Source organism: Streptomyces sp. NPDC020597 (genome assembly GCF_044335095.1).
Lineage (GTDB): Bacteria > Actinomycetota > Actinomycetes > Streptomycetales > Streptomycetaceae > Streptomyces.
In genome coordinates this window covers 140190-162720 of the sequence record NZ_JBIRUL010000018.1, presented here as the reverse complement: position 1 = coordinate 162720, position 22531 = coordinate 140190, and the positions used below count along the sequence as shown (strand labels likewise).

Annotated in this window: 23 protein-coding genes; 13 read left to right on the top strand and 10 right to left on the bottom strand. The window is 70.9% G+C overall.

Annotated elements, in window-relative coordinates; all coding sequences use genetic code 11:
* Window positions 1-253 precede the first annotated feature (253 nt).
* The 5 genes from pgl to tkt are packed head-to-tail and all read right to left on the bottom strand — an operon-like array spanning window position 254 to window position 6957.
* Window positions 254-1036: a 6-phosphogluconolactonase gene (gene pgl, locus ACH4ZA_RS27620; protein ID WP_319278912.1), complete on the bottom strand. Its 783-nt coding sequence runs from the start codon at window positions 1034-1036 to the stop codon at window positions 254-256.
* Window positions 1033-2193 (bottom strand): glucose-6-phosphate dehydrogenase assembly protein OpcA, encoded by a 1161-nt coding sequence (gene opcA, locus ACH4ZA_RS27615; RefSeq protein WP_398432119.1) that lies wholly within the window; start codon window positions 2191-2193, stop codon window positions 1033-1035. The genes pgl and opcA overlap by 4 nt, the downstream gene beginning before the upstream one ends.
* Window positions 2190-3713 carry a glucose-6-phosphate dehydrogenase gene (zwf, locus tag ACH4ZA_RS27610; protein WP_319278915.1) on the bottom strand — a complete coding sequence of 508 codons (1524 nt, stop codon included), beginning with the start codon at window positions 3711-3713 and terminating at the stop codon, window positions 2190-2192. The genes opcA and zwf overlap by 4 nt, the downstream gene beginning before the upstream one ends.
* A 4-nt stretch (window positions 3714-3717) precedes the next feature.
* Window positions 3718-4836, bottom strand: coding sequence for a transaldolase (gene tal / locus ACH4ZA_RS27605; protein ID WP_319278917.1), 1119 nt, complete (start codon window positions 4834-4836; stop codon window positions 3718-3720).
* A gap of 33 nt (window positions 4837-4869) precedes the next feature.
* On the bottom strand, window positions 4870-6957 hold the full coding sequence (gene tkt, locus ACH4ZA_RS27600) for a transketolase (RefSeq protein WP_398432118.1): 2088 nt from the start codon (window positions 6955-6957) through the stop codon (window positions 4870-4872).
* Window positions 6958-7311: 354 nt separating this feature from the next.
* Here tkt and ACH4ZA_RS27595 point away from each other — a divergent pair, with 354 nt between their 5' ends.
* The 3 genes from ACH4ZA_RS27595 (at window position 7312) to ACH4ZA_RS27585 (ending at window position 9928) form a co-directional block, all read left to right on the top strand.
* Complete coding sequence (locus ACH4ZA_RS27595; RefSeq protein ID WP_398432126.1) at window positions 7312-8265, top strand: heme o synthase; 954 nt, start codon at window positions 7312-7314, stop codon at window positions 8263-8265.
* 107 nt (window positions 8266-8372) lie between these two features.
* Entirely contained in the window at window positions 8373-8729 is a 357-nt protein-coding gene (locus ACH4ZA_RS27590) for a hypothetical protein (RefSeq protein ID WP_319278922.1), read from the top strand.
* A gap of 92 nt (window positions 8730-8821) precedes the next feature.
* Window positions 8822-9928: an amidohydrolase family protein gene (locus ACH4ZA_RS27585; RefSeq protein ID WP_398432117.1), complete on the top strand. Its 1107-nt coding sequence runs from the start codon at window positions 8822-8824 to the stop codon at window positions 9926-9928.
* Between the two features lie 25 nt (window positions 9929-9953).
* Here the strand turns inward: ACH4ZA_RS27585 and ACH4ZA_RS27580 are convergent, their stop codons facing one another.
* The 4 genes from ACH4ZA_RS27580 to ACH4ZA_RS27565 all read right to left on the bottom strand — a co-directional run bounded on the left by ACH4ZA_RS27580 (window position 9954) and on the right by ACH4ZA_RS27565 (window position 13594).
* Complete coding sequence (locus tag ACH4ZA_RS27580; RefSeq protein ID WP_319278925.1) at window positions 9954-10964, bottom strand: COX15/CtaA family protein; 1011 nt, start codon at window positions 10962-10964, stop codon at window positions 9954-9956.
* A gap of 55 nt (window positions 10965-11019) precedes the next feature.
* Entirely contained in the window at window positions 11020-11736 is a 717-nt protein-coding gene (locus ACH4ZA_RS27575) for an ABC transporter permease (protein WP_319279031.1), read from the bottom strand.
* A gap of 50 nt (window positions 11737-11786) precedes the next feature.
* Window positions 11787-12710, bottom strand: a complete 924-nt coding sequence (locus ACH4ZA_RS27570; protein WP_319278926.1) for an ABC transporter ATP-binding protein — start codon at window positions 12708-12710, stop codon at window positions 11787-11789.
* An 86-nt stretch (window positions 12711-12796) separates the two neighbouring features.
* The gene (locus ACH4ZA_RS27565; RefSeq protein ID WP_319278928.1) at window positions 12797-13594 is read right to left on the bottom strand and encodes an AAC(3) family N-acetyltransferase; all 798 of its coding nucleotides are present in this window, start codon (window positions 13592-13594) and stop codon (window positions 12797-12799) included.
* Between the two features lie 184 nt (window positions 13595-13778).
* Here ACH4ZA_RS27565 and ACH4ZA_RS27560 point away from each other — a divergent pair, with 184 nt between their 5' ends.
* From ACH4ZA_RS27560 to ACH4ZA_RS27525, 8 genes are all read left to right on the top strand, one after another.
* Window positions 13779-14522, top strand: coding sequence for a metalloregulator ArsR/SmtB family transcription factor (locus tag ACH4ZA_RS27560; protein ID WP_319278929.1), 744 nt, complete (start codon window positions 13779-13781; stop codon window positions 14520-14522).
* Entirely contained in the window at window positions 14519-15940 is a 1422-nt protein-coding gene (sufB, locus tag ACH4ZA_RS27555; protein WP_319278931.1) for a Fe-S cluster assembly protein SufB, read from the top strand. The genes ACH4ZA_RS27560 and sufB overlap by 4 nt, the downstream gene beginning before the upstream one ends.
* Window positions 15941-16001: 61 nt before the next feature.
* Window positions 16002-17183 (top strand): Fe-S cluster assembly protein SufD, encoded by a 1182-nt coding sequence (gene sufD, locus ACH4ZA_RS27550; protein ID WP_319278933.1) that lies wholly within the window; start codon window positions 16002-16004, stop codon window positions 17181-17183.
* Window positions 17183-17503: a non-heme iron oxygenase ferredoxin subunit gene (locus tag ACH4ZA_RS27545; RefSeq protein ID WP_057599368.1), complete on the top strand. Its 321-nt coding sequence runs from the start codon at window positions 17183-17185 to the stop codon at window positions 17501-17503. Before sufD ends, ACH4ZA_RS27545 begins: the two co-directional genes overlap by 1 nt.
* A gap of 8 nt (window positions 17504-17511) precedes the next feature.
* Window positions 17512-18276: a Fe-S cluster assembly ATPase SufC gene (gene sufC, locus ACH4ZA_RS27540; protein ID WP_398432115.1), complete on the top strand. Its 765-nt coding sequence runs from the start codon at window positions 17512-17514 to the stop codon at window positions 18274-18276.
* Entirely contained in the window at window positions 18273-19529 is a 1257-nt protein-coding gene (locus ACH4ZA_RS27535) for a cysteine desulfurase (protein WP_319278940.1), read from the top strand. Before sufC ends, ACH4ZA_RS27535 begins: the two co-directional genes overlap by 4 nt.
* A gap of 19 nt (window positions 19530-19548) precedes the next feature.
* Window positions 19549-20019 carry a Fe-S cluster assembly sulfur transfer protein SufU gene (gene sufU / locus ACH4ZA_RS27530; RefSeq protein WP_319279033.1) on the top strand — a complete coding sequence of 157 codons (471 nt, stop codon included), beginning with the start codon at window positions 19549-19551 and terminating at the stop codon, window positions 20017-20019.
* Entirely contained in the window at window positions 20016-20348 is a 333-nt protein-coding gene (locus ACH4ZA_RS27525; RefSeq protein ID WP_005477879.1) for a metal-sulfur cluster assembly factor, read from the top strand. Before sufU ends, ACH4ZA_RS27525 begins: the two co-directional genes overlap by 4 nt.
* 80 nt (window positions 20349-20428) lie before the next feature.
* Here the strand turns inward: ACH4ZA_RS27525 and ACH4ZA_RS27520 are convergent, their stop codons facing one another.
* Window positions 20429-21277, bottom strand: coding sequence for an AbfB domain-containing protein (locus ACH4ZA_RS27520; RefSeq protein WP_319278942.1), 849 nt, complete (start codon window positions 21275-21277; stop codon window positions 20429-20431).
* A 325-nt stretch (window positions 21278-21602) separates the two neighbouring features.
* Here ACH4ZA_RS27520 and ACH4ZA_RS27515 point away from each other — a divergent pair, with 325 nt between their 5' ends.
* Complete coding sequence (locus ACH4ZA_RS27515; RefSeq protein ID WP_319278944.1) at window positions 21603-21923, top strand: multidrug efflux SMR transporter; 321 nt, start codon at window positions 21603-21605, stop codon at window positions 21921-21923.
* Window positions 21923-22486 carry a TetR family transcriptional regulator gene (locus tag ACH4ZA_RS27510; RefSeq protein WP_319278946.1) on the top strand — a complete coding sequence of 188 codons (564 nt, stop codon included), beginning with the start codon at window positions 21923-21925 and terminating at the stop codon, window positions 22484-22486. Before ACH4ZA_RS27515 ends, ACH4ZA_RS27510 begins: the two co-directional genes overlap by 1 nt.
* Window positions 22487-22531: the final 45 nt, after the last annotated feature.

Sequence of the window (22531 nt, the reverse complement as noted above, 5' to 3'; positions counted from 1 at the left end):
TGGAACTCGGCAAGGTCCTCGCCAAACGCGTCGAACCCGCCCTCACCGAAGGCGCCGACGTCCCCGGCCTCGACTCCTCCACCACCGCACTCGTCACCACGTACCGGGAGCTGCGCGGCCGGCAGTGAGCCGGGCCGGACCGGAGCGTCGCGCCTGACGGTGCGGCCGCCGGCCCTTGTCATCCTCATCCGGAACGAGCCGACGCCGGGTCCCTGGACGGGACCCGGCGTCGGCTGCGGGTGTGCGCACGGCGCTACGACGACGCCGGCGGGTACAGCGACCTCGGCAGCCGCGAGGCCGCCGCCGAGTCCAGCAGCCACAGGGTGCGGGCGCGTCCCTGGGCTCCCGCGGCGGGGGCCTGGATCTCGCCCGCCCCGGACAGGGCGATCGCCGCGGCCTGTGCCTTGTCCTCGCCGGCCGCGAGCAGCCACACCTCACGGGCCGCCCGGATCGCCGGGAGGGTGAGGGTGACACGGGTCGGCGGGGGCTTGGGCGCGCCGCGGACGCCGACGACCGTTCGCTCGGTCTCCCGCACGGCCGGCAGCTCCGGGAAGAGCGAGGCCACATGGGTGTCCGGGCCGACGCCCAGCATCAGGACGTCGAAGGACGGGACCGTGCCGTGGTTCTCGGGACCGGCCGCGCGGGCCAGCTCCTCGGCGTAGGCGGCCGCGGCCGCCTCCACGTCGGCGCCGTGCGGACCGTCCGACGCGGGCATGGCGTGCACGCGCTTCGGATCCACCGGGACGGAGTCCAGCAGGGCCTCACGGGCCTGCGTGACATTGCGCTCCGGGTCGCCTTCGGGCACGAAGCGCTCGTCGCCCCACCACAGGTCGAGGCGGCTCCAGTCGACGGCGTCGCGGGCGGGCGCGGCGGCCAGCGCGGCCAGCAGGCCGTTGCCGTTGCGGCCGCCGGTGAGGACCACCGACGCCTGGCCCCGGGAGGCCTGCGCGTCCACGATCTTCGTGATCAGGCGGGCCGCCGCGGCCTGCGCCATCAGCTCCTTGTCGCGGTGCACCACCAGCTGGGGCGTGCTCACTGCGGATCCGCCTTCCGGACCGGGGGCATCTGCGCCGGAGAGGGCCGGTCGGCGTCGCCGGACCCCGGCGGGGCGGCGGCCGGCGTGGCAGGGGCCGCCGGGGCGGCGGGGGTCGCCGGCGCGGAGCCACGGCCGGTGGCGGCCGGCTCCGGCACCCCGCGGACGGGGAGGGAGGGCGGCGGCTGGGAGGCGGTCTCGGCCCGCTCCGTCATCCGCTCGGTGGCCGACTGGAGACCGCCCAGCCGGTCCACGCCGAACCGCAGGGCGGACGCGTACGTGTCGTCCGGGTCGAGCCTGCGCAGCTCCTCGGCGAGCAGCTCGGACGTCTCGCGGCGCTTGAGCGCCACCGCCCGGTCCGGCTGGCCGGGCAGGGCGAGGGTGGCCATCGCACCGTCCGACCGGTGCAGCGTGATCGGGCCGCCGGTGGTCTCCATCCGCACCTGGGTCAGACCGGGGCCTGCCGAGACCGCGCGCCGCACGTGGACGTGGAGCCGGTCGGCGAGCCACATGGCGAGCAGCTCGACGCTCGGATTGGACTCCTCGCCCGCCACCTCGGCGGACACGATCTCGCAGCTGACCTGGTCGAGCGCGGCGGCCAGCATGGAACGCCACGGAGTGATCCGGGCCCACGCCAGGTCGGTGTCGCCCGGCTCGTAGCTCTCGGCGCGCGAGCGCAGCTCGTCGACGGGCTTCTCCGCCGTGTAGCTGTCGGTGACCCGGCGCTGGCCCAGGGCGCCCAGCGGGTCGCCCGCCGGGTCGCGCGGAGCGTCCACCGACCACCAGACCACCACGGGGGCGTCCGGCAGCAGCAGCGGCAGCACGACGGACTGGGCGTGGTCGGACACCTCGCCGTACAGCCGGAGGATGACCGTCTCGCCGCTGCCGGCGTCCGCGCCCAGCCGCACCTCGGCGTCGAGGCGGGACTGGGTGCGGCCCCGGGAGGAGCGGGAGACGCGCTTGATGACCACGAGCGTGCGCGAGGGATGCTCGTGCGACGCGTCGCCCGCGGCCTTCAGGGCGTCGTAGGCGTTCTCCTCGTCCGTGACGACGACGAGGGTGAGCACCATGCCGACGGCGGGTGTGCCGATCGCACGGCGGCCCTGCACCAGCGCCTTGTTGATCTTGCTGGCAGTGGTGTCCGTGAGGTCCGTTTTCATGGCCGGCGCCAGCTCCGTCCGTCTCGCTCGAGCATCTCGTCGGCCTCGACCGGCCCCCAGGTGCCCGACGGGTACTGCGCGGGCCTGCCGTTCTTGTCCCAGTACTGCTCGATCGGGTCGAGGATCTTCCAGGACAGCTCGACCTCCTCCGTGCGGGGGAAGAGGTTCGAGTCGCCGAGCAGCACGTCCAGGATGAGGCGCTCGTACGCCTCGGGGGAGGACTCGGTGAACGACTCGCCGTAGGCGAAGTCCATCGACACGTCCCGGATCTCCATGGAGGTGCCGGGCACCTTGGAGCCGAAGCGGACCGTGATCCCCTCGTCCGGCTGGACGCGGATGACGATGGCGTTCGCCCCGAGCTCCTCGGTGGCCGTGGAGTCGAAGGGGGAGTGCGGGGCCCGCTGGAAGACGACCGCGATCTCGGTCACGCGCCGGCCGAGCCGCTTGCCGGTGCGCAGGTAGAACGGGACGCCCGCCCAGCGGCGGTTGTCGACGCCCAACTTGATCGCGGCGTAGGTGTCGGTCTTCGACTTGGGGTCGATGCCGTCCTCTTCGAGGTAGCCGACGGCCTTCTCGCCGCCCTGCCAGCCGGCCGCGTACTGACCGCGCACGGTGTCGCGGCCCAGGTCCTTCGGCAGCCGGACGGCGCCGAGCACCTTGGTCTTCTCCGCGGCCAGCGCGTCCGCGTCGAAGGAGGCGGGCTCCTCCATGGCGGTGAGGGCCATCAGCTGGAGCAGGTGGTTCTGGATGACGTCACGGGCGGCGCCGATGCCGTCGTAGTAGCCGGCCCGGCCGCCGATGCCGATGTCCTCGGCCATGGTGATCTGCACGTGGTCCACGAAGGACCGGTTCCAGATCGGCTCGAACATGGTGTTGGCGAAGCGGAGCGCCAGGATGTTCTGGACGGTCTCCTTGCCGAGGTAGTGGTCGATGCGGAAGACCTGGTCCGAGCCGAAGACCTCGTGGACGACCTTGTTGAGCTCCTCGGCCGAGGCGAGGTCGTGGCCGAAGGGCTTCTCGATGACCGCGCGTCGCCAGGAGCCGTTCTGCTGGTCGGCCAGCCCGTGCTTCTTCAGCTGCTGGATGACCACCGGGAAGGAACGCGGCGGGACGGAGAGGTAGAAGGCGAAGTTGCCGCCCGTGCCCTGGGCCCGGTCGAGTTCCTCGATCGTGGAGCGCAGCCGGTCGAAGGCGTCGTCGTCGTCGAAGGTGCCCTGCACGAAGCGCATGCCCTGGACGAGCTGCTGCCAGACCTCCTCGCGGAAGGGGGTGCGGGCGTGCTCCTTGACCGCGTCGTGGACCTCCTGCGCGAAGTCCTCGTGCTCCCACTCCCGTCGGGCGAAGCCGACCAGGGAGAAGCCCGGCGGCAGCAGACCCCGGTTGGCGAGGTCGTACACGGCGGGCATGAGCTTCTTCCGGGACAAATCGCCCGTGACGCCGAAGATGACCAGGCCCGACGGCCCCGCGATACGCGGGAGCCGTCGGTCGGCGGGGTCACGCAGCGGGTTGCTGCTCGACAAATTCTCAGCCCTTCGAGGGGGCGAGGCGCTGGAGTTCCGCCTCGGTCGACTTGAGCAGGTCGTTCCAGGACGCCTCGAACTTGTCGACGCCCTCGTCCTCGAGGAGCTGCACCACCTCGTCGTAGGAGATGCCGAGCTTCTCCACGGCGTCGATCTCGGCGCGGGCCTGCTCGTAGGTCCCGGCGACGGTGTTGCCGGTGATGTCGCCGTGGTCCTCGGCCGCGAACAGGGTCGCCTCCGGCATGGTGTTCACCGTGTTCGGCGCCACCAGGTCGTCCACGTACAGGGTGTCCTTGTACGCGGGGTCCTTCACGCCGGTGGAGGCCCACAGCGGACGCTGCTTGTTGGCGCCCGCCTTCTCCAGCGCGGCCCAGCGCTCGCCGGCGAAGACCTCCTCGTACGCCTGGTAGGCGAGGCGGGCGTTGGCGAGGCCGGCCTTGCCGCGGGCGGCCTTGGCCTCGTCGGTGCCGAGCGCGTCGAGGCGCTTGTCGATCTCGGTGTCCACGCGGGACACGAAGAAGGACGCCACGGAGTGGATCTTCGACAGGTCCAGGCCGCGCTCCTTGGCCTGCTCCAGGCCGGACAGGTAGGCGTCCATGACCTGGCGGTAGCGCTCCAGGGAGAAGATCAGCGTGACGTTGACGCTGATGCCGAGGCCGATGACCTCGGTGATGGCCGGCAGGCCGCCCATGGTGGCCGGGATCTTGATCAGCGTGTTGGGGCGGTCGACCAGCCACGCGAGCTGCTTGGCCTCGGCGACCGTCGGCTTGGTGTGGTGCGCGAGCCGCGGGTCCACCTCGATGGACACCCGCCCGTCCTGGCCGCCGGTGGCGTCGAAGACCGGGCGCAGGATGTCGGCGGCGTCGCGGACGTCCGCCGTCGTGATCATGCGGATGGCCTCTTCGACCGTGACCCCGCGGGCGGCGAGGTCGGACAGCTGCTGGTCGTAGCCGTCGCCCTGGGAGATCGCCTTCTGGAAGATCGACGGGTTGGTGGTGACGCCCACGACGTGCTGCTGGTCGATCAGCTCGGCGAGGTTGCCGGACGTGATCCGCTTGCGCGACAGGTCGTCCAGCCAGATCGCGACGCCCTCCTCGGAGAGGCGCTTGAGTGCGTCTGTCATGGAATTACATCTCCTACGGGTCGTGTGTGAGCGTCAGCGCTGGGCGGCGGCGAGGGATTCCCGCGCCTTGGCCGCCACGTTCTCGGCAGTGAAGCCGTACTCCTGGAAGAGGACCTTGCCGTCGGCCGAAGCACCGAAGTGCTCCAGGGAGACGATGCGGCCGGCGTCCCCGACGTACTTGTGCCAGGTGAGGCCGATGCCGGCCTCGACCGACACGCGGGCCCTGACGGACGGCGGCAGGACGCTGTCCCGGTACCCCTGGTCCTGCTCCTCGAACCACTCCACGGACGGCATGGAGACCACCCGGGTGGGCACGCCGTCGGCCTCCAGCCGCTCGCGCGCCTCGACGGCGACGTGCACCTCGGAGCCGGTCGCGAGGAGGATCACCTCCGGCGTTCCCGTGGAGGCCTCGAGGAGGACGTAGCCGCCCTTGGCGGCGTCCTCGTTGGGCTCGTAGGTCGGCACGCCCTGACGGGTGAGCACCAGGCCGTGCGGGGCGCCCTTGCCGAAGACCTTCGTCCACCGCTTGAGGATCTCGCGCCAGGCGATGGCGGTCTCGTTGGCGTCGGCCGGACGGACCACGTTCAGGCCGGGGATCGCGCGCAGCGACGCGAGGTGCTCGACCGGCTGGTGGGTGGGGCCGTCCTCGCCGAGACCGATGGAGTCGTGCGTCCACACGTAGGTGACCGGCACGTGCATCAGGGCGGACAGGCGGACGGCGTTGCGCATGTAGTCGGAGAACACCAGGAACGTGCCGCCGTAGATGCGCGTGTTGCCGTGCAGCGCGATGCCGTTCATCTCCGCGGCCATGGAGTGCTCGCGGATGCCGAAGTGGACCGTGCGGCCGTAAGGGCTCGCCTCGGGCAGCGGGTTGCCCTCGGGGAGGAAGGAGGACGTCTTGTCGATCGTCGTGTTGTTGGAGCCGGCGAGGTCCGCCGAGCCGCCCCACAGCTCGGGGATGACCGAGCCGAGCGCCTGGAGCACCTTGCCGGACGCGGCGCGGGTGGCGACGCCCTTGCCGGGCTCGAAGACCGGGAGCTTCTCCTCCCAGCCGGCGGGCAGCTCGCCCGCGGCGACGCGGTCGAACTCGGCCGCGCGGTCGGGGTTGTTGTCCCGCCACTGCTGGAACGACTTCTCCCAGACGGCGCGGGCGGCCTGGCCGCGCTCCAGTGCGCCCCGGGTGTGGGCGATGACCTCGTCGGCGACCTCGAAGGACTGCTCCGGGTCGAAGCCGAGGACGCGCTTGGTCGCGGCGACCTCGTCGTCGCCGAGCGCCGAGCCGTGCGCGGCCTCGGTGTTCTGCGCGTTCGGGGCGGGCCAGGCGATGATCGAGCGCATGGCGATGAAGGACGGCTTGTCCGTCACCAGCTTCGCGGCCTCGATGGCGTCGAAGAGGGCGTGCGGGTCCAGGTCGCCGTCCGGCTTGGGGGCGACCCGCTGCACGTGCCAGCCGTACGCCTCGTACCGCTTCACGGTGTCCTCGGACACGGCCGTCTCGGTGTCGCCCTCGATCGAGATGTGGTTGTCGTCCCACAGCAGGACCAGGTTGCCGAGCTTCTGGTGGCCGGCCAGCGAGGACGCCTCGGCGGAGATGCCCTCCTGGAGGCAGCCGTCACCGGCGATGGCGTAGACGAAGTGGTCGAACGGCGATTCGCCGTCCGGGGCGTCGGGGTCGAACAGCCCGCGCTCGTAGCGCGCGGCCATCGCCATGCCCACGGCGTTGGCGACACCCTGGCCCAGCGGGCCGGTCGTCGTCTCGACGCCCGTGGTGTGGCCGTACTCCGGGTGCCCCGGGGTCTTCGAGCCCCAGGTGCGGAACGCCTTCAGGTCGTCCAGCTCCAGGCCGAACCCGGCCAGGTACAGCTGGGTGTACAGCGTCAGCGACGAGTGGCCCGCGGACAGCACGAAGCGGTCGCGGCCGACCCAGTCGGCGTCCGCCGGGTCGTGTCGCATCACCTTCTGGAAGAGCGTGTACGCGGCAGGCGCGAGGCTCATCGCCGTACCGGGATGGCCGTTGCCGACCTTCTGTACGGCGTCGGCGGCCAGGACGCGGGCGGTGTCCACGGCCCGCTGGTCCAGCTCGGTCCACTCGAGGTCTGTGGTGGTCGGCTTGGTGCTCACCCTGGGTCAGGGCTCCTCTCCACATGTCACGCATGTCGAATACCGGTGCACGCGGCGCCCACCGGCCGTTGTCGAGCCTACCCCCGTCAGAACGTGCATTTTTTCGAGTCATTCCAGACTGCCGGGTAGCTTCGCGATCCGCCCGCCGACCGGTGAGTTTCCTGTTCAGCAAGTGAATACGGAGCCGCTCGTACGAGTGCTCAACAGAGTGCCTTCCGGCTCTTCCGGGGGCCCCGTCCAACACGACCCCACCCCCGCGAATATCGGGGTATGGGCAACGTCTACAGTGGCGTGGTACGCGCGAGCCTTTACCCCGTGTTCACAGGGAGAGCTCGCTGGGAGTCTCTGTCAGGGGTGTGCGTGACGGCCGTTGAATCCCGTCCAGTGGGGATTGTCGGGGCGAGCCAGAACCCGAGCCGACGGCCGGTGGGGGCCCGGGTCATGGCGTTCGTGGCGCTGACCAAGCCGCGGATCATCGAACTGCTGCTGATCACCACCGTCCCGGTGATGTTCCTGGCGCAGCAGGGCGTTCCGGACCTCGGCCTGGTCGTCCTGACCTGCCTCGGCGGCTATCTGTCCGCGGGTGGCGCGAACGCGCTGAACATGTACATCGACCGCGACATCGACGCCCTGATGGACCGCACGTCGCAGCGTCCGCTGGTCACCGGCATGGTGAGCCCGCGTGAATGCCTCGCCTTCGGAATCACCCTCGCGGTGGTGTCGACCCTGCTGTTCGGGTTCGCCGTCAACTGGCTGTCGGCCTGGCTCGCCCTCGGCGCGCTCCTCTTCTACGTCGTCGTCTACACGATGATCCTCAAGCGGCGCACCTCGCAGAACATCGTGTGGGGCGGCATCGCCGGCTGCATGCCGGTCCTGATCGGCTGGTCGGCCGTGACGAACTCGGTGTCCTGGGCGCCGGTCGTCCTGTTCCTCGTCATGTTCTTCTGGACGCCGCCGCACTACTGGCCGCTCTCCATGAAGGTGAAGGACGACTACGCGCGCGTCGGCGTGCCGATGCTGCCGGTCGTCGCCTCCAACAAGACCGTCGCCAGGCAGATCGTCCTCTACAGCTGGGTGATGGTCGGCGTCTCGCTGCTGCTGCAGCCGCTGGGGTACACCGGCTGGTTCTACACCGCGGTCGCGCTGCTGGCGGGCGGCTGGTGGCTGTGGGAGGCGCACGGCCTGCAGAACCGGGCGAAGGCGGAGATCACGGGCGGCAAGCTGAAGGAGATGCGGCTGTTCCACTGGTCCATCACCTATGTGTCGCTGCTCTTCGTGGCGGTCGCGGTCGACCCCTTCCTGCGGTAGCCGCCCCGCGCCGCTCCCTGTCTGCTCGGCTCACGGCCGGGGTGCGTGGTCAAGGCCACGCACCCCGGCCGTCGCCGTTCGATCTACCCGTCGGTAGCATCCTGGCCATGGCAGACACCAAGCAGGTTGACGAGACCGCCGACGCCAAGCAGGCCGCGAAGTCCGAGCGCGCGGCGGCCCGGCTCGCCCGGCGGATCAGCGCCTTCGCCAAGGAGCACGGCGGAGCCGAGGGCCAGGTCGCGTACCTCGGCGAGCGCGGCGCCCGTATCGTCCTGGTCGGCGAGGACGGCGGCTGGGGCGACCTGGTGGCCCCCTCGGTCGCCGTCGCCGGGCAGGCCGTCGAGAAGGCCGGCATCACCGTCCACGAGGCCTTCGACGGCGAGTTCGCGGCGAAGGTGCGGACCGGCCCCTACGAGTGGACGCGGATGGCGGGCATCCAGGTCGGCGGTCCGAAGAACGGCTGAACGGCGAACAATCGGCCGCCAGCAACACCTGACGCCCCGGTCACCCGTTAGGACCCGTAGAAGCGACGTGGTCCATCCCCCGGGGAGTCCGGATGATCGAAACGCCGTCCTTGGTGGACCAGTACTGCCACGGCGTCCTGAGAACGGAGCTGGGTCTCGGCACCTTCGAGGCCCAGCTGGCCCTGACCTCGGGGCCGCCCGCTCCCGGCACGACGCTCTTCGACACGCAGACGGGGTTCGCGGTGCGCCGCTGGTGCCCCCCGCTGCTCGGTCTGGAACCGCACGCGCCGCCCGCCCGCTACCTCGCCCGGCGCCGTGAACTCGGCGTACTGGAAGCGGGCCGCCGGCTGCTGCGCGGCACCGGCATCACGACGTACCTGGTCGACACGGGCCTGCCCGGCGATCTCACCGGTCCGGGCGAACTGGCCTTGACGGGCGACGCCGAGGCCCGCGAGATCGTCCGTCTGGAACTCCTCGCCGAGCAGGTCGCCGACACCTCCGGCACCGTCGAGTCCTTCCTGGCGAACCTCGCCGAGGCGGTCCACGGGGCCGCCGCGCACGCCGTGGCCTTCACCTCCGTCGCGGGCGTGCGGCACGGCCTGGCACTCGCGCCCGAGCCGCCGGGACCGGGGGAGGTGCGCGGCGCGGCCGGCCGATGGCTGGCCGGGCGCAGGGCCGGCGGAGAGCTGAACGACCCGGTGCTGCTGCGGCACCTGCTGTGGAGTGCCGTCGCCTCCGAGCGCCCCCTTCAGCTGCACGCCGGCCTCGGCGCGCCGGGCGCGCGGATCGACCGCACCGACCCCGCCCTGCTCACCGACTTCGTCCGCGCCACGGCCGGTCTCGGCACCGACCTCGTGCTGCTGCACGGCTACCCCTACCACCGGCACGCCGCCCATCTCGCGGGAGTCTTCCCGCACGTGTACGCCGACTCCGGGGCGGCCCTCGTCAGGACCGGCGCCCGCGCGGCGACCGTCCTCGCGGAGATCCTCGAGCTGGCGCCCTTCGGGAAGATCCTCTTCTCCACCGGCGCACACGGACTGCCCGAGCTGCACGTGGTCGGGGCGCTGCTGTTCCGCGAGGCGCTGGCACGGGTGCTGGGCGACTGGGTCGCGGAGGGCGCGTGGTCGCCCGGCGACGCGCAGCGGGTGGCCGGACTGATCGCGGCGGGCAACGCCCGCAGGGTGTACGGGCTCGGCTGAGGGACCGAGGCGGGCGGGCGCCGGTTCAGGCGCGCGTGCCGGCCGTCGCCTCCGGCGCCGGGTGCGGCAGGCCGGCCGTGGTCCCGGCGCGTTCGCGCAGCGCCAGCGGCACGCGCAGGACGGCGATCCACACCAGGCACGATCCGAGCATGTGCAGTGCGACCAGGATCTCCGGAAGGTCGGTGAAGTACTGGACGTAGCCGATCACGCCCTGGGAGAGCAGCACCAGGAACAGGTCCCGGGTGCGGTCCAGCGGGCTCTTCGGCGCGTCCACCGCCTTGAGGATGAACCACAGGGCGAACGTCAGCGTCACCACGATCCAGGCGAGCACCGCGTGCAGCTTGGCCACTGTCTCCCAGTCCAGCGGCATCCGCTCGACCTCGCTGGAGTCGCCGGCGTGCGGTCCCGCGCCGGTGACCACCGTGCCCACGGCGATCAGCAGCGTCGAGGCGAGGACCAGGAACCACACCAGCTGCTGCACGGGCCTGCCGACCAGCGGGCGGGGCTCCCCGTCGCCCTCCCCGGCGCGGTGCCACATCACCGCGGCGACCGCGATCAGCGCCGAGGCGGCCAGGAAGTGCGCCGCGACCGTGTACGGGTTCAGTCCGACGAGCACGACGATCCCGCCGAGCACGGCGTTGCTCATCACCAGCCAGAACTGCGCCCAGCCCAGCCGGGTCAGGCTGCGGCGGTACGGCTTCTCCGAGCGCGCGGCGATGATCGCCCAGCCGACGGCCGCGCACAGCACGTACGTCAGCATGCGGTTGCCGAACTCGATGGCGCCGTGGAAGCCCATCGCGCTCGTCGCGGTGAGCGAGTCGTCGGTGCACTTGGGCCAGGTCGGGCAGCCGAGGCCGGAGCCCGTGAGCCGGACGGCGCCGCCGGTGACCACGATCACCACCGACATCACGAGCGCGAAGAGAGCCGCCCGCCGAACCGTCCGGGGGCCGGGGGTCCAGCGCGCGGCGACGAAGGCGAGAGGGTTGCGCACGGCGGCTACGGCGTCGGCACGGGTCACGTTCAGCACGCGTCCCATCGTAAGCGGGCCGCTTGTGCACGGTTTCACGAGGGTCCCCGGCAGCCCGGTCCCGCTACTCCCAGCGGAAGAACCGGCCGGCCGCCGCGAGCCCCACGACGGCCCAGACCGCCAGGATCCCCAGGTCGCCCCAGGGCATCCCGGCGCCGTGCTGGAGCACGTCGCGCAGCCCGTCGGACAACGCGGTGACCGGCAGCAGGCCGAGCACGTCCTGCGCGCCGGCCGGGAACCTGTCGAGCGGCACGATCACCCCGCCGCCCACCAGCAGCAGCAGGAAGACGAGGTTGGCCGCGGCCAGCGTCGCCTCCGCCTTCAGCGTGCCCGCCATCAGCAGGCCGAGGCCGGAGAAGGCCGCCGTGCCGGCGATCAGGAGCAGCAGGACGGCCGCGGGACCGCCCTTCGGGTCCCAGCCCAGCGCGAAGGCGATCCCCGTCAGCAGGATCACCTGGAGGACCTCGGTGACCAGCACCGACAGCGTCTTCGCCGTCATCAGGCCCCAGCGGGGCAGCGGGGAGGAGGCGAGCCGCTTCAGCACCCCGTAGCGGCGCTCGAAACCGGTCGCGATGGCCTGGCCGGTGAAGGCCGTCGACATCACGGCGAGCGCGAGGATGCCGGGGGCGAGGAAGTCGACCGCCTCGCCCGCGCCGGTGTCGACGACGTCCACCGTGCTGAACAGCACCAGCAGGAGCGTCGGGATCACCACGGTGAGCAGCAGCTGCTCGCCGTTGCGCAGCAGCATCCTCGTCTCCAGCGCCGCCTGCGCCGCGATCATGCGCGGGAGCGGGGCCGCGCCGGGCCGGGGGGTGTAGGTGCCGGTGGCGGTCACGAGCGCAGCTCCTTGCCGGTCAGTTCGAGGAAGACGTCCTCCAGGGTGTGCCGTTCCACCGAGATCCGGTCCGGCATCACCCCGTGCTGCGCGCACCACGAGGTGACCGTGGCGAGCAGCTGGGGATCGACCTTGCCCGTGATCCGGTAGGAGCCCGGGGTGAGCTCGGCGGCCGAGCTGTCGGCCGGCAGGGCCTTCAGCAGCGAGCCGACGTCGAGCCCGGGGCGGCCGGTGAAGCGCAGGGTGTTCTCGGCGCCGCCGCGGCACAGCTCCTCGGGGGAGCCCTGCGCGATCACGGTGCCGGCGTCGATGATCGCCACGTCGTCGGCGAGCTGTTCGGCCTCGTCCATGTGGTGGGTGGTCAGGATGACCGAGACGCCGTCCGCGCGCAGGTCCCGCACGAGGTCCCAGGTGGCGCGGCGGGCCTGCGGGTCGAGGCCGGCCGTCGGCTCGTCCAGGAAGACCAGTTCGGGGCGGCCGACGACGGCCATCGCGAGCGCGAGGCGCTGCTGCTGGCCGCCGGAGAGCCGGCGGTAACCCGTTCGGCCGCACGAGCCGAGACCGAGTCGCTCGACGAGGGCGTCGACGTCCAGCGGGTGCGCGTGCAGCTTCGCCACGTGCCGGAGCATCTCGTCGGCCCGCGCACCCGAGTACACGCCACCCGACTGGAGCATCACGCCGATGCGGGGACGCAGCTCGCGGGCCTGTCCCACGGGGTCGAGGCCGAGCACGCGCACGGTGCCCGAGTCCGGTCTGCGGTACCCCTCGCAGGTCTCGACGGTGGTCGTCTTGCCGGCGCCGTTGGGTCCGAGGACGGCGGTGACGCCGGCCCGGGCCGTGAGGTCGAGGCCGTTCACCGCGGTCTTCGCCCCGTACCGCTTCACCAGGGCCCGGACGCGGACGACAGGCTCACTTCGCATGGCTCAAGAGTCTAGGTTCGCGCTCCGCAGGCCGGACCGGCGGGTACGGGGAACCGGGTCGGGGAGGGTCCGGCCCGCCGCGGCGCTCAGCACTCGTCCTCGCGGGAGCGGTGCAGGGGCAGCCACCGCTGCGCGTAGGCCACCGCGTCGGCGACCGGGAACAGCCGGGCGTCGGCCGCGCCCACCCTGCCCCGCACGACGGGGCGGTCCCGCTCGAAGTCGTGGCCGAGCTCGTCGAAGCGGGCGGCGCTGATCGACACCTCGGTGACCTGCTCCCACCCGTTCGGCCCTGGCCGTCCCACCTGCACCAGCGGCGCGGGGATGCGGTACTCGGCGAGGTGGAAGCCGGTGCACGCGCCGTAGCCGGCGCCGAGCAGGAGCACCCGCGCGCCCTCCCGCTCGAGGTGGGCCAGCGGGCTGTTCTCGCCCAGCCGGCAGTCGGGCGCGTGCCCGGCGACGACCTCGGCGGCCCGCGCCCCGAGCGCAGCGAAGGAGGCGTGCGGATGCGCGCTGCGTCGGGCGCCCGGCCAGGTGCGGACCGTCTCCGGGATCACCCCGACGCCGCGGGTGGGGGTGATGAGGGGGTCGTACGCGGGCATGGCCGCCCGGATCGTCTCCCACCAGTGCTCGGGCACCGGTGGATCGCTCCACGCGGCCGGATCGGACAGCTGCCCGCTCTGGGCCGGGACCACGAGCGTGCCGTGCGGGCCGAGCGCGTCCAGCAGTGCGCGCACCACCGCGACGGCGCCGCCGCACACCCAGCCGAGGGAGCTGAGGGAGGAGTGGACCAGGAGGGTCTCCCCGGAGGCGACGCCGAGCGCGCGGAGGTCCGCCGCGAGGGTGTCCCGGGTGACGAGTGGGCCGGTGGGAGAAGGTGTGGACATGGTCGGGCAGTCTCCCGGACGGTGGTCGCGCAGGCCAGGGGTCTGTGCGCCGGGACCGGGCCCGGCTGATCGATCAAAGATCGTTTCTCCAGGTCAGATTAGGTATGCCTAAGTGATGCAGGGCACCGTCCGGTGAATCGGGTGCGGCTTGCCTGCCCCTGAGGAATTACGCAACAATGGCGTTGTGAAAAACGTCGGCGAGGCTCGGGAGACCCCCACGGGGACCCCGCAGGAGGAGCTCGCGACCGGAGAGCGCTCGACGCGCAACCGGGTCGCGCGGTCCATCCTGGACCACGGGCCCTCGACCGTCGCCGAGCTGGCCGGCCGGCTGGGCCTCACCCAGGCCGCCGTACGCCGGCACCTCGACGCGCTGGTAGCCGACGACGTCGTCCAGCCCCGTGAGCAGCGCGTGTACGGCGCGCGCACCCGCGGCCGCCCGGCCAAGGTCTTCGCCCTGACCGACTGCGGCCGGGACGCCTTCGACCAGTCCTACGACAAGCTCGCCGCGGACGCCCTGCGCTTCATCCAGGAGCGGTTCGGCGGCGACGAGGCCGTGGTCGCCTTCGCGCGCGCGAGGATCGCCGAGCAGGCCGCCGGATACCGCGAGGCGATCGAGGCGGCCGCCCCCGAGCAGCGCACCGAAGCCCTGGCCAAGGCCCTGAGCGCGGACGGGTACGCTGCTACGGCGCGCAGCGCACCGGTCGGCGAGCAGCTGTGCCAGCACCACTGCCCCGTCGCCCATGTCGCGGAGAAGTTCCCGCAGCTCTGCGATGCGGAGACGGAGATCTTCTCGCAGCTGCTCGGGACGCACGTCCAGCGGCTGGCGACCATCGCGCACGGCGACGGCGTCTGCACGACGTTCATCCCCAGAGTTTCCACAGCCACCCAGAACGCATCCGCAAGCACGGCCGGGAGGAACCCCGCATGACGCTCCCCACGGAGACTGCCCACCCCGAACTCGAGGGTCTGGGCAAGTACGAATACGGCTGGGCCGACTCCGACACGGCCGGCGCCTCTGCGAAGCGCGGCATCAACGAGGACGTCGTCCGGGACATCTCCGCGAAGAAGTCCGAGCCCGACTGGATGACGAAGCTCCGTCTCAAGGGCCTCCGGCTCTTCGAGAAGAAGCCCATGCCGAACTGGGGCTCGGACCTGTCGGGCATCGACTTCGACAACATCAAGTACTTCGTGCGCTCGACCGAGAAGCAGGCGGAGTCCTGGGAGGACCTGCCCGAGGACATCAAGAATACGTACGACAAGCTCGGCATCCCCGAGGCGGAGAAGCAGCGCCTCGTCGCCGGTGTCGCGGCCCAGTACGAGTCCGAGGTCGTCTACCACCAGATCCGTGAGGACCTGGAGGAGCAGGGCGTCATCTTCCTCGACACCGACACCGCGCTGAAGGAGCACCCGGAGCTCTTCAAGGAGTACTTCGGCACCGTCATCCCGGTCGGCGACAACAAGTTCGCGTCGCTGAACACCGCGGTGTGGTCCGGCGGCTCGTTCATCTACGTGCCGAAGGGCGTGCACGTCGAGATCCCGCTGCAGGCCTACTTCCGCATCAACACGGAGAACATGGGCCAGTTCGAGCGGACCCTGATCATCGTCGACGAGGGCGCCTACGTGCACTACGTCGAAGGCTGCACGGCGCCGATCTACAAGTCGGACTCCCTGCACAGCGCCGTGGTCGAGATCATCGTCAAGAAGAACGCCCGCTGCCGCTACACGACCATCCAGAACTGGTCGAACAACGTCTACAACCTGGTCACCAAGCGCGCCGTGGCGTACGAGGGCGCGACCATGGAGTGGATCGACGGCAACATCGGCTCCAAGGTGACGATGAAGTACCCGGCCGTCTACCTGATGGGCGAGCACGCCAAGGGCGAGACCCTCTCCATCGCCTTCGCGGGCGAGGGCCAGCATCAGGACGCGGGCTCCAAGATGGTCCACATGGCGCCGAACACGTCGTCGAACATCGTGTCGAAGTCCGTGGCGCGCGGCGGCGGCCGCACCTCCTACCGCGGTCTCGTCGAGATCGGCGAGGGCGCGCACGGCTCGAAGTCCAACGTGCTGTGCGACGCGCTGCTCGTCGACACCATCTCCCGCTCCGACACGTACCCCTACGTGGACGTCCGTGAGGACGACGTGTCCATGGGCCACGAGGCCACCGTCTCCAAGGTCTCCGAGGACCAGCTCTTCTACCTGATGAGCCGTGGTCTGAGCGAGTTCGAGGCGATGGCGATGATCGTGCGCGGCTTCGTCGAGCCCATCGCGAAGGAGCTGCCCATGGAGTACGCCCTCGAGCTCAACCGGCTGATCGAGCTGCAGATGGAAGGCGCGGTCGGTTAACACCCGCCCCCGACAGCAGCGCAGCAATTTTCTGACGTAGGAAGAGAGCAGACCGACAGCCATGGCTGAGGCTCAGAACATCCCCGTGGGTTCCACCACCGCGGGCCAGATCGCGGTGGCCGCCGAGTCGACCGTCGCCACGCGCATGAGCGCGCCCCCGTCCTTCGACGTCGCGGACTTCCCGGTCCCGCACGGCCGCGAGGAGGAGTGGCGGTTCACGCCGCTGGAGCGGCTGCGCGGCCTGCACGACGGCACCGCCGTCGCGACGGGCGAGGGCGTGAAGGTCGCCGTCGAGGCCCCCGCAGGCGTCACCGTCGAACTCGCCGACCGCGACGACCCGCGTCTCGGCAGGGCGGGCGTCCCGGTGGACCGGGTCGCCGCCCAGGCGTACTCCGCGTTCGAGAAGGCCGGCGTGATCACCGTCCCCAAGGAGACGGTCCTCACGGAGCCCATCCGCATCGCGGTGCACGGCGAGGGCGGGGTCTCCTACGGCCACCAGGTCATCGAACTGGGCGCCTTCGCCGAGGCCGTCGTCGTCATCGACCACACCGGTGACGCCGTACTCGCCGCCAACGTCGACTACGTCCTCGGGGACGGCGCGAAGCTGACCGTCGTCTCCGTCCAGGACTGGGACGCCAAGGCCGTGCACGTGGCCCAGCACAACGCCCTCGTCGGCCGGGACGCGAGCTTCAAGTCGGTCGTGGTGACCTTCGGCGGCGACCTCGTCCGCCTCCACCCGCGCGTGACGTACGCCGGCCCGGGCGCCGAGGCCGAGCTGTTCGGCCTGTACTTCACGGACGCCGGCCAGCACCAGGAGCACCGCCTGCTGGTCGACCACAACGTGCCGCACTGCAAGTCCAACGTCGTCTACAAGGGCGCCCTCCAGGGCGAGGCCGCGCACGCCGTGTGGATCGGCGACGTGCTCATCGAGGCCAAGGCCGAGGGCACCGACACCTACGAGATGAACCGCAACCTCGTCCTCACGGACGGCGCGCGGGTCGACTCGGTGCCGAACCTGGAGATCGAGACCGGCGAGATCGTCGGCGCCGGCCACGCCTCGGCCACCGGCCGTTTCGACGACGAGCAGCTCTTCTACCTGATGGCCCGCGGCATCCCGGCCGACGAGGCCCGTCGCCTGGTGGTCCGCGGCTTCTTCGCCGAGCTGGTCCAGCAGATCGGTGTCGACGACATCGAGGAGCGTCTGCTCGCCAAGATCGAGACCGAGCTGGAGGCCACGGTCTGATGACGGCCTTCGTACGCGCCTGCGGGCTGAGCGAGCTGGAGGAGGACACCCCGAAGCGGGTGGAACTCGACGGCACGCCGGTCTCGGTCGTGCAGACCGAGGGGGAGGTGTTCGCCATCCACGACATCTGCTCGCACGCGAACGTCTCGCTCTCCGAGGGCGAGGTGGAGGACTGCCAGATCGAGTGCTGGCTGCACGGCTCCAGCTTCGACCTCCGCACCGGCAAGCCGTCCGGCCTTCCCGCGACGCGCCCCGTCCCCGTATACCCCGTAAAGATCGAAGGGGACGACGTGCTCGTCTCCCTCACCCAGGAGTCCTGAGGCAATCCATGGCAACGCTTGAAATCCGAGACCTGCGCGTCACCGTCGAGGCCGACAACGCCACGAAGGAGATCCTCAAGGGCGTCGACCTCACCGTGAAGCAGGGCGAGACGCACGCCATCATGGGCCCCAACGGCTCCGGCAAGTCGACGCTCGCCTACTCCCTCGCGGGTCACCCGAAGTACACGATCACCGGCGGCTCCGTCACCCTCGACGGCGAGGACGTCCTGGAGATGTCCGTCGACGAGCGCGCCCGCGCCGGCCTGTTCCTCGCGATGCAGTACCCGGTCGAGGTCCCCGGCGTCTCCGTGTCGAACTTCCTGCGCACCTCCGCCACCGCCGTCCGCGGCGAGGCCCCCAAGCTGCGCACCTGGGTGAAGGAAGTCAAGGAGGCCATGCAGCGCCTCAACATGGACACCGCCTTCGCCGAGCGCAACGTCAACGAGGGCTTCTCCGGCGGTGAGAAGAAGCGCCACGAGATCCTCCAGCTGGAGCTGCTCAAGCCGAAGGTCGCGATCCTCGACGAGACGGACTCCGGTCTGGACGTCGACGCCCTGCGCATCGTCTCCGAGGGCGTCAACCGCGTCCGTGAGACCGGCGAGGTCGGCACCCTGCTGATCACGCACTACACGCGCATCCTGCGCTACATCAAGCCCGACTTCGTCCACGTCTTCTCCGGCGGCCGCATCGTCGAGTCCGGCGGCGCCGAACTCGCCGACAAGCTGGAGAACGAGGGCTACGAGGCATACACGAAGGGTGGCGTATCCGCGTGACGCAGCTGCCGGGCCTCCTCGACGTCGAGGCGATCCGCAAGGACTTCCCCATCCTGGATCGACAGATCCACGACGGCAAGAAGCTCGTGTACCTGGACAACGCGGCGACCTCGCAGAAGCCGCGCCAGGTGCTGGACGCTCTCAGTGACTACTACGAGCGCTACAACGCCAACGTCCACCGCGGTGTGCATGTGCTCGCCGAGGAGGCCACGGCACTGTACGAGGGCGCGCGTGACAAGGTCGCCGCGTTCGTCAACGCGCCGAGCCGCGACGAGGTGATCTTCACCAAGAACGCCTCCGAGTCGCTCAACCTCGTGGCCAACATGCTCGGCTGGGCCGACGAGCCCTACCGGGTCGACCACGAGACCGAGATCGTCATCACCGAGATGGAGCACCACTCCAACATCGTGCCGTGGCAGCTGCTGGCGCAGCGCACGGGCGCGAAGCTGAAGTGGTTCGGCCTGACCGACGACGGCCGGCTCGACCTCTCGAACATCGACGAGATCATCACCGAGAAGACGAAGATCGTCTCCTTCGTGCTGGTGTCGAACATCCTCGGCACGGTCAACCCCGTCGAGGCGATAGTGCGCCGCGCGCAGGAGGTCGGCGCGCTGGTGTGCATCGACGCCTCGCAGGCCGCGCCGCACATGCCGCTGGACGTGCAGGCCCTGCAGGCCGACTTCGTGGCCTTCACCGGCCACAAGATGTGCGGCCCGACCGGCATCGGCGTCCTGTGGGGCCGCCAGGAGCTGCTCGAGGACCTGCCCCCGTTCCTCGGCGGCGGCGAGATGATCGAGACCGTGTCGATGCACTCGTCGACGTACGCCCCGGCGCCGCACAAGTTCGAGGCGGGCACCCCGCCGATCGCGCAGGCGGTCGGGCTGGGCGCGGCCATCGACTACCTGTCCGCGATCGGCATGGACAAGATCCTCGCCCACGAGCACGCGCTCACCGAGTACGCGGTGCGCAAGCTCGGCGAGGTCCCCGACCTGCGGATCATCGGCCCGGCGACGGCCGAGGACCGGGGCGCGGCGATCTCCTTCACGCTCGGCGACATCCACCCGCACGACGTGGGCCAGGTGCTCGACGAGCAGGGCATCGCGGTGCGGGTGGGCCACCACTGCGCCCGTCCCGTCTGCCTGCGCTACGGAATTCCCGCGACCACGCGAGCGTCGTTCTATCTGTACTCCACGACGGCCGAGATCGACGCCCTGGTCGACGGCCTGGAGCACGTACGGAACTTCTTCGGCTGAGGGGTTGGCGAGCGAGCGCATGAAGCTGGACTCGATGTACCAGGACGTCATCCTGGACCACTACAAGCACCCGCACGGGCGTGGTCTGCGCGATGGCGACGCCGAGGTCCACCACGTGAACCCGACGTGCGGCGACGAGATCACCCTGCGGGTGAGGTACGACGGCACGAGGATCGAGGACGTCAGTTACGAGGGCCAGGGCTGTTCCATCAGCCAGGCCAGCGCGTCCGTGCTGAACGACCTGCTGGTCGGCAAGGACCTGGCCGACGCGCAGAAGATCCAGGAGACCTTCCTGGAGCTGATGCAGTCCAAGGGGAAGATCGAGCCCGACGACGCGATGGAGGAGGTGCTGGAGGACGCGATCGCGTTCGCCGGCGTCTCCAAGTACCCCGCCCGGGTCAAGTGCGCCCTCCTCAGCTGGATGGCGTGGAAGGACGCGACGGCCCAGGCGCTGGGCGCCGACGCCGACGCCGAAAGGAAGACGGCATGAGCGAGACCCTGGAGATGAAGCCGGCCTCCGAGGAGGAGGTCCGAGAGGCCCTGTACGACGTCGTCGACCCCGAACTGGGCATCGACGTCGTCAACCTCGGCCTCATCTACGGCATCCACATCGACGACGCGAACATCGCGACGATCGACATGACCCTGACCTCCGCGGCCTGCCCGCTGACGGACGTCATCGAGGACCAGGCCAAGTCCGCCACGGACGGCATCGTCAACGAACTCCGCATCAACTGGGTCTGGATGCCCCCGTGGGGCCCCGACAAGATCACCGACGACGGCCGCGAGCAGCTGCGCGCGCTCGGCTTCAACGTTTGAGACCCCCGCGCACACGGCGTGCGAAAAGCGGCGGCGCCCCGGTCGGGGCGCCGCCGCTTTTCCGTGTGCGTCCTCGGGACTCAGCCCAGCGGGCCCACCAACCGGAAGGAGAAGTCCGTCCGGTTCGTCGTGTTGTAGCCGTACGGGTCCAGGCGCAGGCCGAAGTCCTTGTGCCGCAGCGCGTAGTTCGGGTAGTTCACCGAATGGAGCAGCACCGCGCCCGAATACCCCGAGTAGCCGGGGCAGAAGGTGGCATCCTGCCGGAACAGCGAGGAGCCGTCGTTGTAGTCGGCGCGCAGGACGAAGTTGCTGTGGCGCAGGTACCGGCCGTCGTGCGTCGCGAACGAGATGCAGGAGCCGTCGGAGAGCCCGCTGACCACGTGGAAGGTGGAGTCCTCGCGGGACTCCGAGCCGCGCGGCGCGTCGAGCTTCACCAGCGAACCGCTCACGTGCCAGTAGCGGTCGGGGTAGTTGACCGCCTGCACCGACCGCTCGTCGGAGGAAGCCGGCGGACCTGAGGGCTTCCCGGGCGTGTGCGGTGAGGGGGCGGCCGAGACGCCCGGCGACGAACTGCCCTGCGGCCGGGGGGAGGAGGACGCCGAGGGCGACGCCGACGCCGAGGGGGACGCGGAGGCGGAGGCGTGGCTCTTCCCCGTGGGCGTCGGGGATCCGCTGCCGGACGGCGTGGCGAAGGAGATCAGGCCGCCGGCCGTCTCGTCGTCCGACAGTGTCTGCGGCCGGCCGGCCGCGGACTTCTCGTCAACGGGCCTGTCGTTCAATGCGATCGCGGTCACGCACGCCAGGACGGTGGCGACGGCGAGGCCGCCGGCCAACCACAGGCGCCGTGTTCCGGGGGCCCGGGAAGTGTCCGGGGCCCAGCCGTTCTCCCAGCGTTGTTCCTGGGGTGGCCGGGACTTGTCTTCTGGCATGCGCTGTTCCTCCAGCGGCTTCCCGGCTGCAAGAACCGGTGTGTGAACGGTGAAACAGTAGTGGAAGCTGTGGCTCGCGTTCATCCGATTGGGCGAGCGCTTTCCATAACGCTTTCGAATCTCCCGTCACTTGGGCGCGAGCGGCGGGTCTCCGCCGTGCCGATGTGGGCGGATGTGCGTGCCGTTGCACGCCGTTGCGTGCCGTGGGGCGTACCGAGGTGTACGGGAGGGTGCGCACCATGTGTGCAGGGCGGGCGCCGGCGGGGAAAGGCGGGTGCGGCATCCATGTGTACATCCGTACACATCACTGTGTACGCTCGTACACATGGGATATCTGACGCTCGCCGGCGCCATCGCCGCCGAGGTGGCCGCGACGACGGCCATGAAGTACAGCGAAGGCTTCAGCAAGCTCTGGCCGGCGCTGCTGACGGCCGTCGGCTACCTGCTGTCCTTCCTCCTCCTCGCGCAGACGCTGAAGACCGTCGGGATCGGCGCCGCCTACGCGATCTGGGCCGGGACCGGCACCGCGGCCATCGCCGTCCTCGGGCTCGTCCTGTTCGGGGAGGCCCTGACTCCCGTCAAGATCGCGGGAATACTGCTGATCGTCGGGGGAGTGGTCCTGTTGAACCTCGGCGGTGCGCACTGATGGCCCGACGCCACGACCCCGAACGGCGCCAGCGGATCATCGACGCGGCGATCCGGGTCGTCGGGGCGAAGGGCCTGGCAGGCCTGAGCCACCGCTCGGTCGCCGCCGAGGCCGACGTCCCGCTCGGCTCCACCACGTACCACTTCGCCACCCTCGACGAGCTGATGACCGCCGCCCTGCGCCAGGCCAGCGAGGGCTTCGCCAAAGCGGTCGCGGCGCGCGGCGGACTGACCGACGCCCGCGTCGACCTGCCGACGGAACTGGCCGCACTGCTCGGCGAGTGGCTGGCCGGCGACCGCACCGGCGTCGAGCTGGAGTACGAGCTCTATCTGGCCGCCCTGCGCCGCCCGGCACTGCGCCCGGTCGCCGCCGAGTGGGCCGAGGACCTCGCCGCCCTCCTCGCCCGCCGCACCGACCCCCGCACCGCGCGGGCGCTGGTCGCACTGATGGACGGCATCTGCCTGCAGGTCCTGCTGACGGACGCCTCCTACGACGAGGAATACACCCGGGAGGTCCTGGCCCGGCTGCTCGTCCCCGCGAGGCCGGGCGCCGCGGACCGCTGAACACCGTCCCGCCCCGTGGCGTGGGCCGGCCGCGGCACGCCCCGG

Excerpts from the sequence above, each read along its gene's own strand:
- ACH4ZA_RS27510 (WP_319278946.1), top strand. The coding sequence starts at position 21,923 with ATGGCCCGACGCCACGACCCCGAACGGCGCCAGCGGATCATCGACGCG.
- ACH4ZA_RS27520 (WP_319278942.1), bottom strand. The coding sequence starts at position 21,277 with ATGCCAGAAGACAAGTCCCGGCCACCCCAGGAACAACGCTGGGAGAAC.
- opcA (WP_398432119.1), bottom strand. The coding sequence starts at position 2,193 with ATGAAAACGGACCTCACGGACACCACTGCCAGCAAGATCAACAAGGCG.
- ACH4ZA_RS27570 (WP_319278926.1), bottom strand. The coding sequence starts at position 12,710 with ATGCGAAGTGAGCCTGTCGTCCGCGTCCGGGCCCTGGTGAAGCGGTAC.
- ACH4ZA_RS27575 (WP_319279031.1), bottom strand. The coding sequence starts at position 11,736 with ATGATCGCGGCGCAGGCGGCGCTGGAGACGAGGATGCTGCTGCGCAAC.
- ACH4ZA_RS27580 (WP_319278925.1), bottom strand. The coding sequence starts at position 10,964 with ATGGGACGCGTGCTGAACGTGACCCGTGCCGACGCCGTAGCCGCCGTG.
- ACH4ZA_RS27525 (WP_005477879.1), top strand. The coding sequence starts at position 20,016 with ATGAGCGAGACCCTGGAGATGAAGCCGGCCTCCGAGGAGGAGGTCCGA.
- sufB (WP_319278931.1), top strand. The coding sequence starts at position 14,519 with ATGACGCTCCCCACGGAGACTGCCCACCCCGAACTCGAGGGTCTGGGC.
- sufD (WP_319278933.1), top strand. The coding sequence starts at position 16,002 with ATGGCTGAGGCTCAGAACATCCCCGTGGGTTCCACCACCGCGGGCCAG.
- ACH4ZA_RS27565 (WP_319278928.1), bottom strand. The coding sequence starts at position 13,594 with ATGTCCACACCTTCTCCCACCGGCCCACTCGTCACCCGGGACACCCTC.
- sufC (WP_398432115.1), top strand. The coding sequence starts at position 17,512 with ATGGCAACGCTTGAAATCCGAGACCTGCGCGTCACCGTCGAGGCCGAC.
- ACH4ZA_RS27545 (WP_057599368.1), top strand. The coding sequence starts at position 17,183 with ATGACGGCCTTCGTACGCGCCTGCGGGCTGAGCGAGCTGGAGGAGGAC.
- ACH4ZA_RS27515 (WP_319278944.1), top strand. The coding sequence starts at position 21,603 with ATGGGATATCTGACGCTCGCCGGCGCCATCGCCGCCGAGGTGGCCGCG.
- ACH4ZA_RS27585 (WP_398432117.1), top strand. The coding sequence starts at position 8,822 with ATGATCGAAACGCCGTCCTTGGTGGACCAGTACTGCCACGGCGTCCTG.
- tal (WP_319278917.1), bottom strand. The coding sequence starts at position 4,836 with ATGACAGACGCACTCAAGCGCCTCTCCGAGGAGGGCGTCGCGATCTGG.
- sufU (WP_319279033.1), top strand. The coding sequence starts at position 19,549 with ATGAAGCTGGACTCGATGTACCAGGACGTCATCCTGGACCACTACAAG.
- ACH4ZA_RS27590 (WP_319278922.1), top strand. The coding sequence starts at position 8,373 with ATGGCAGACACCAAGCAGGTTGACGAGACCGCCGACGCCAAGCAGGCC.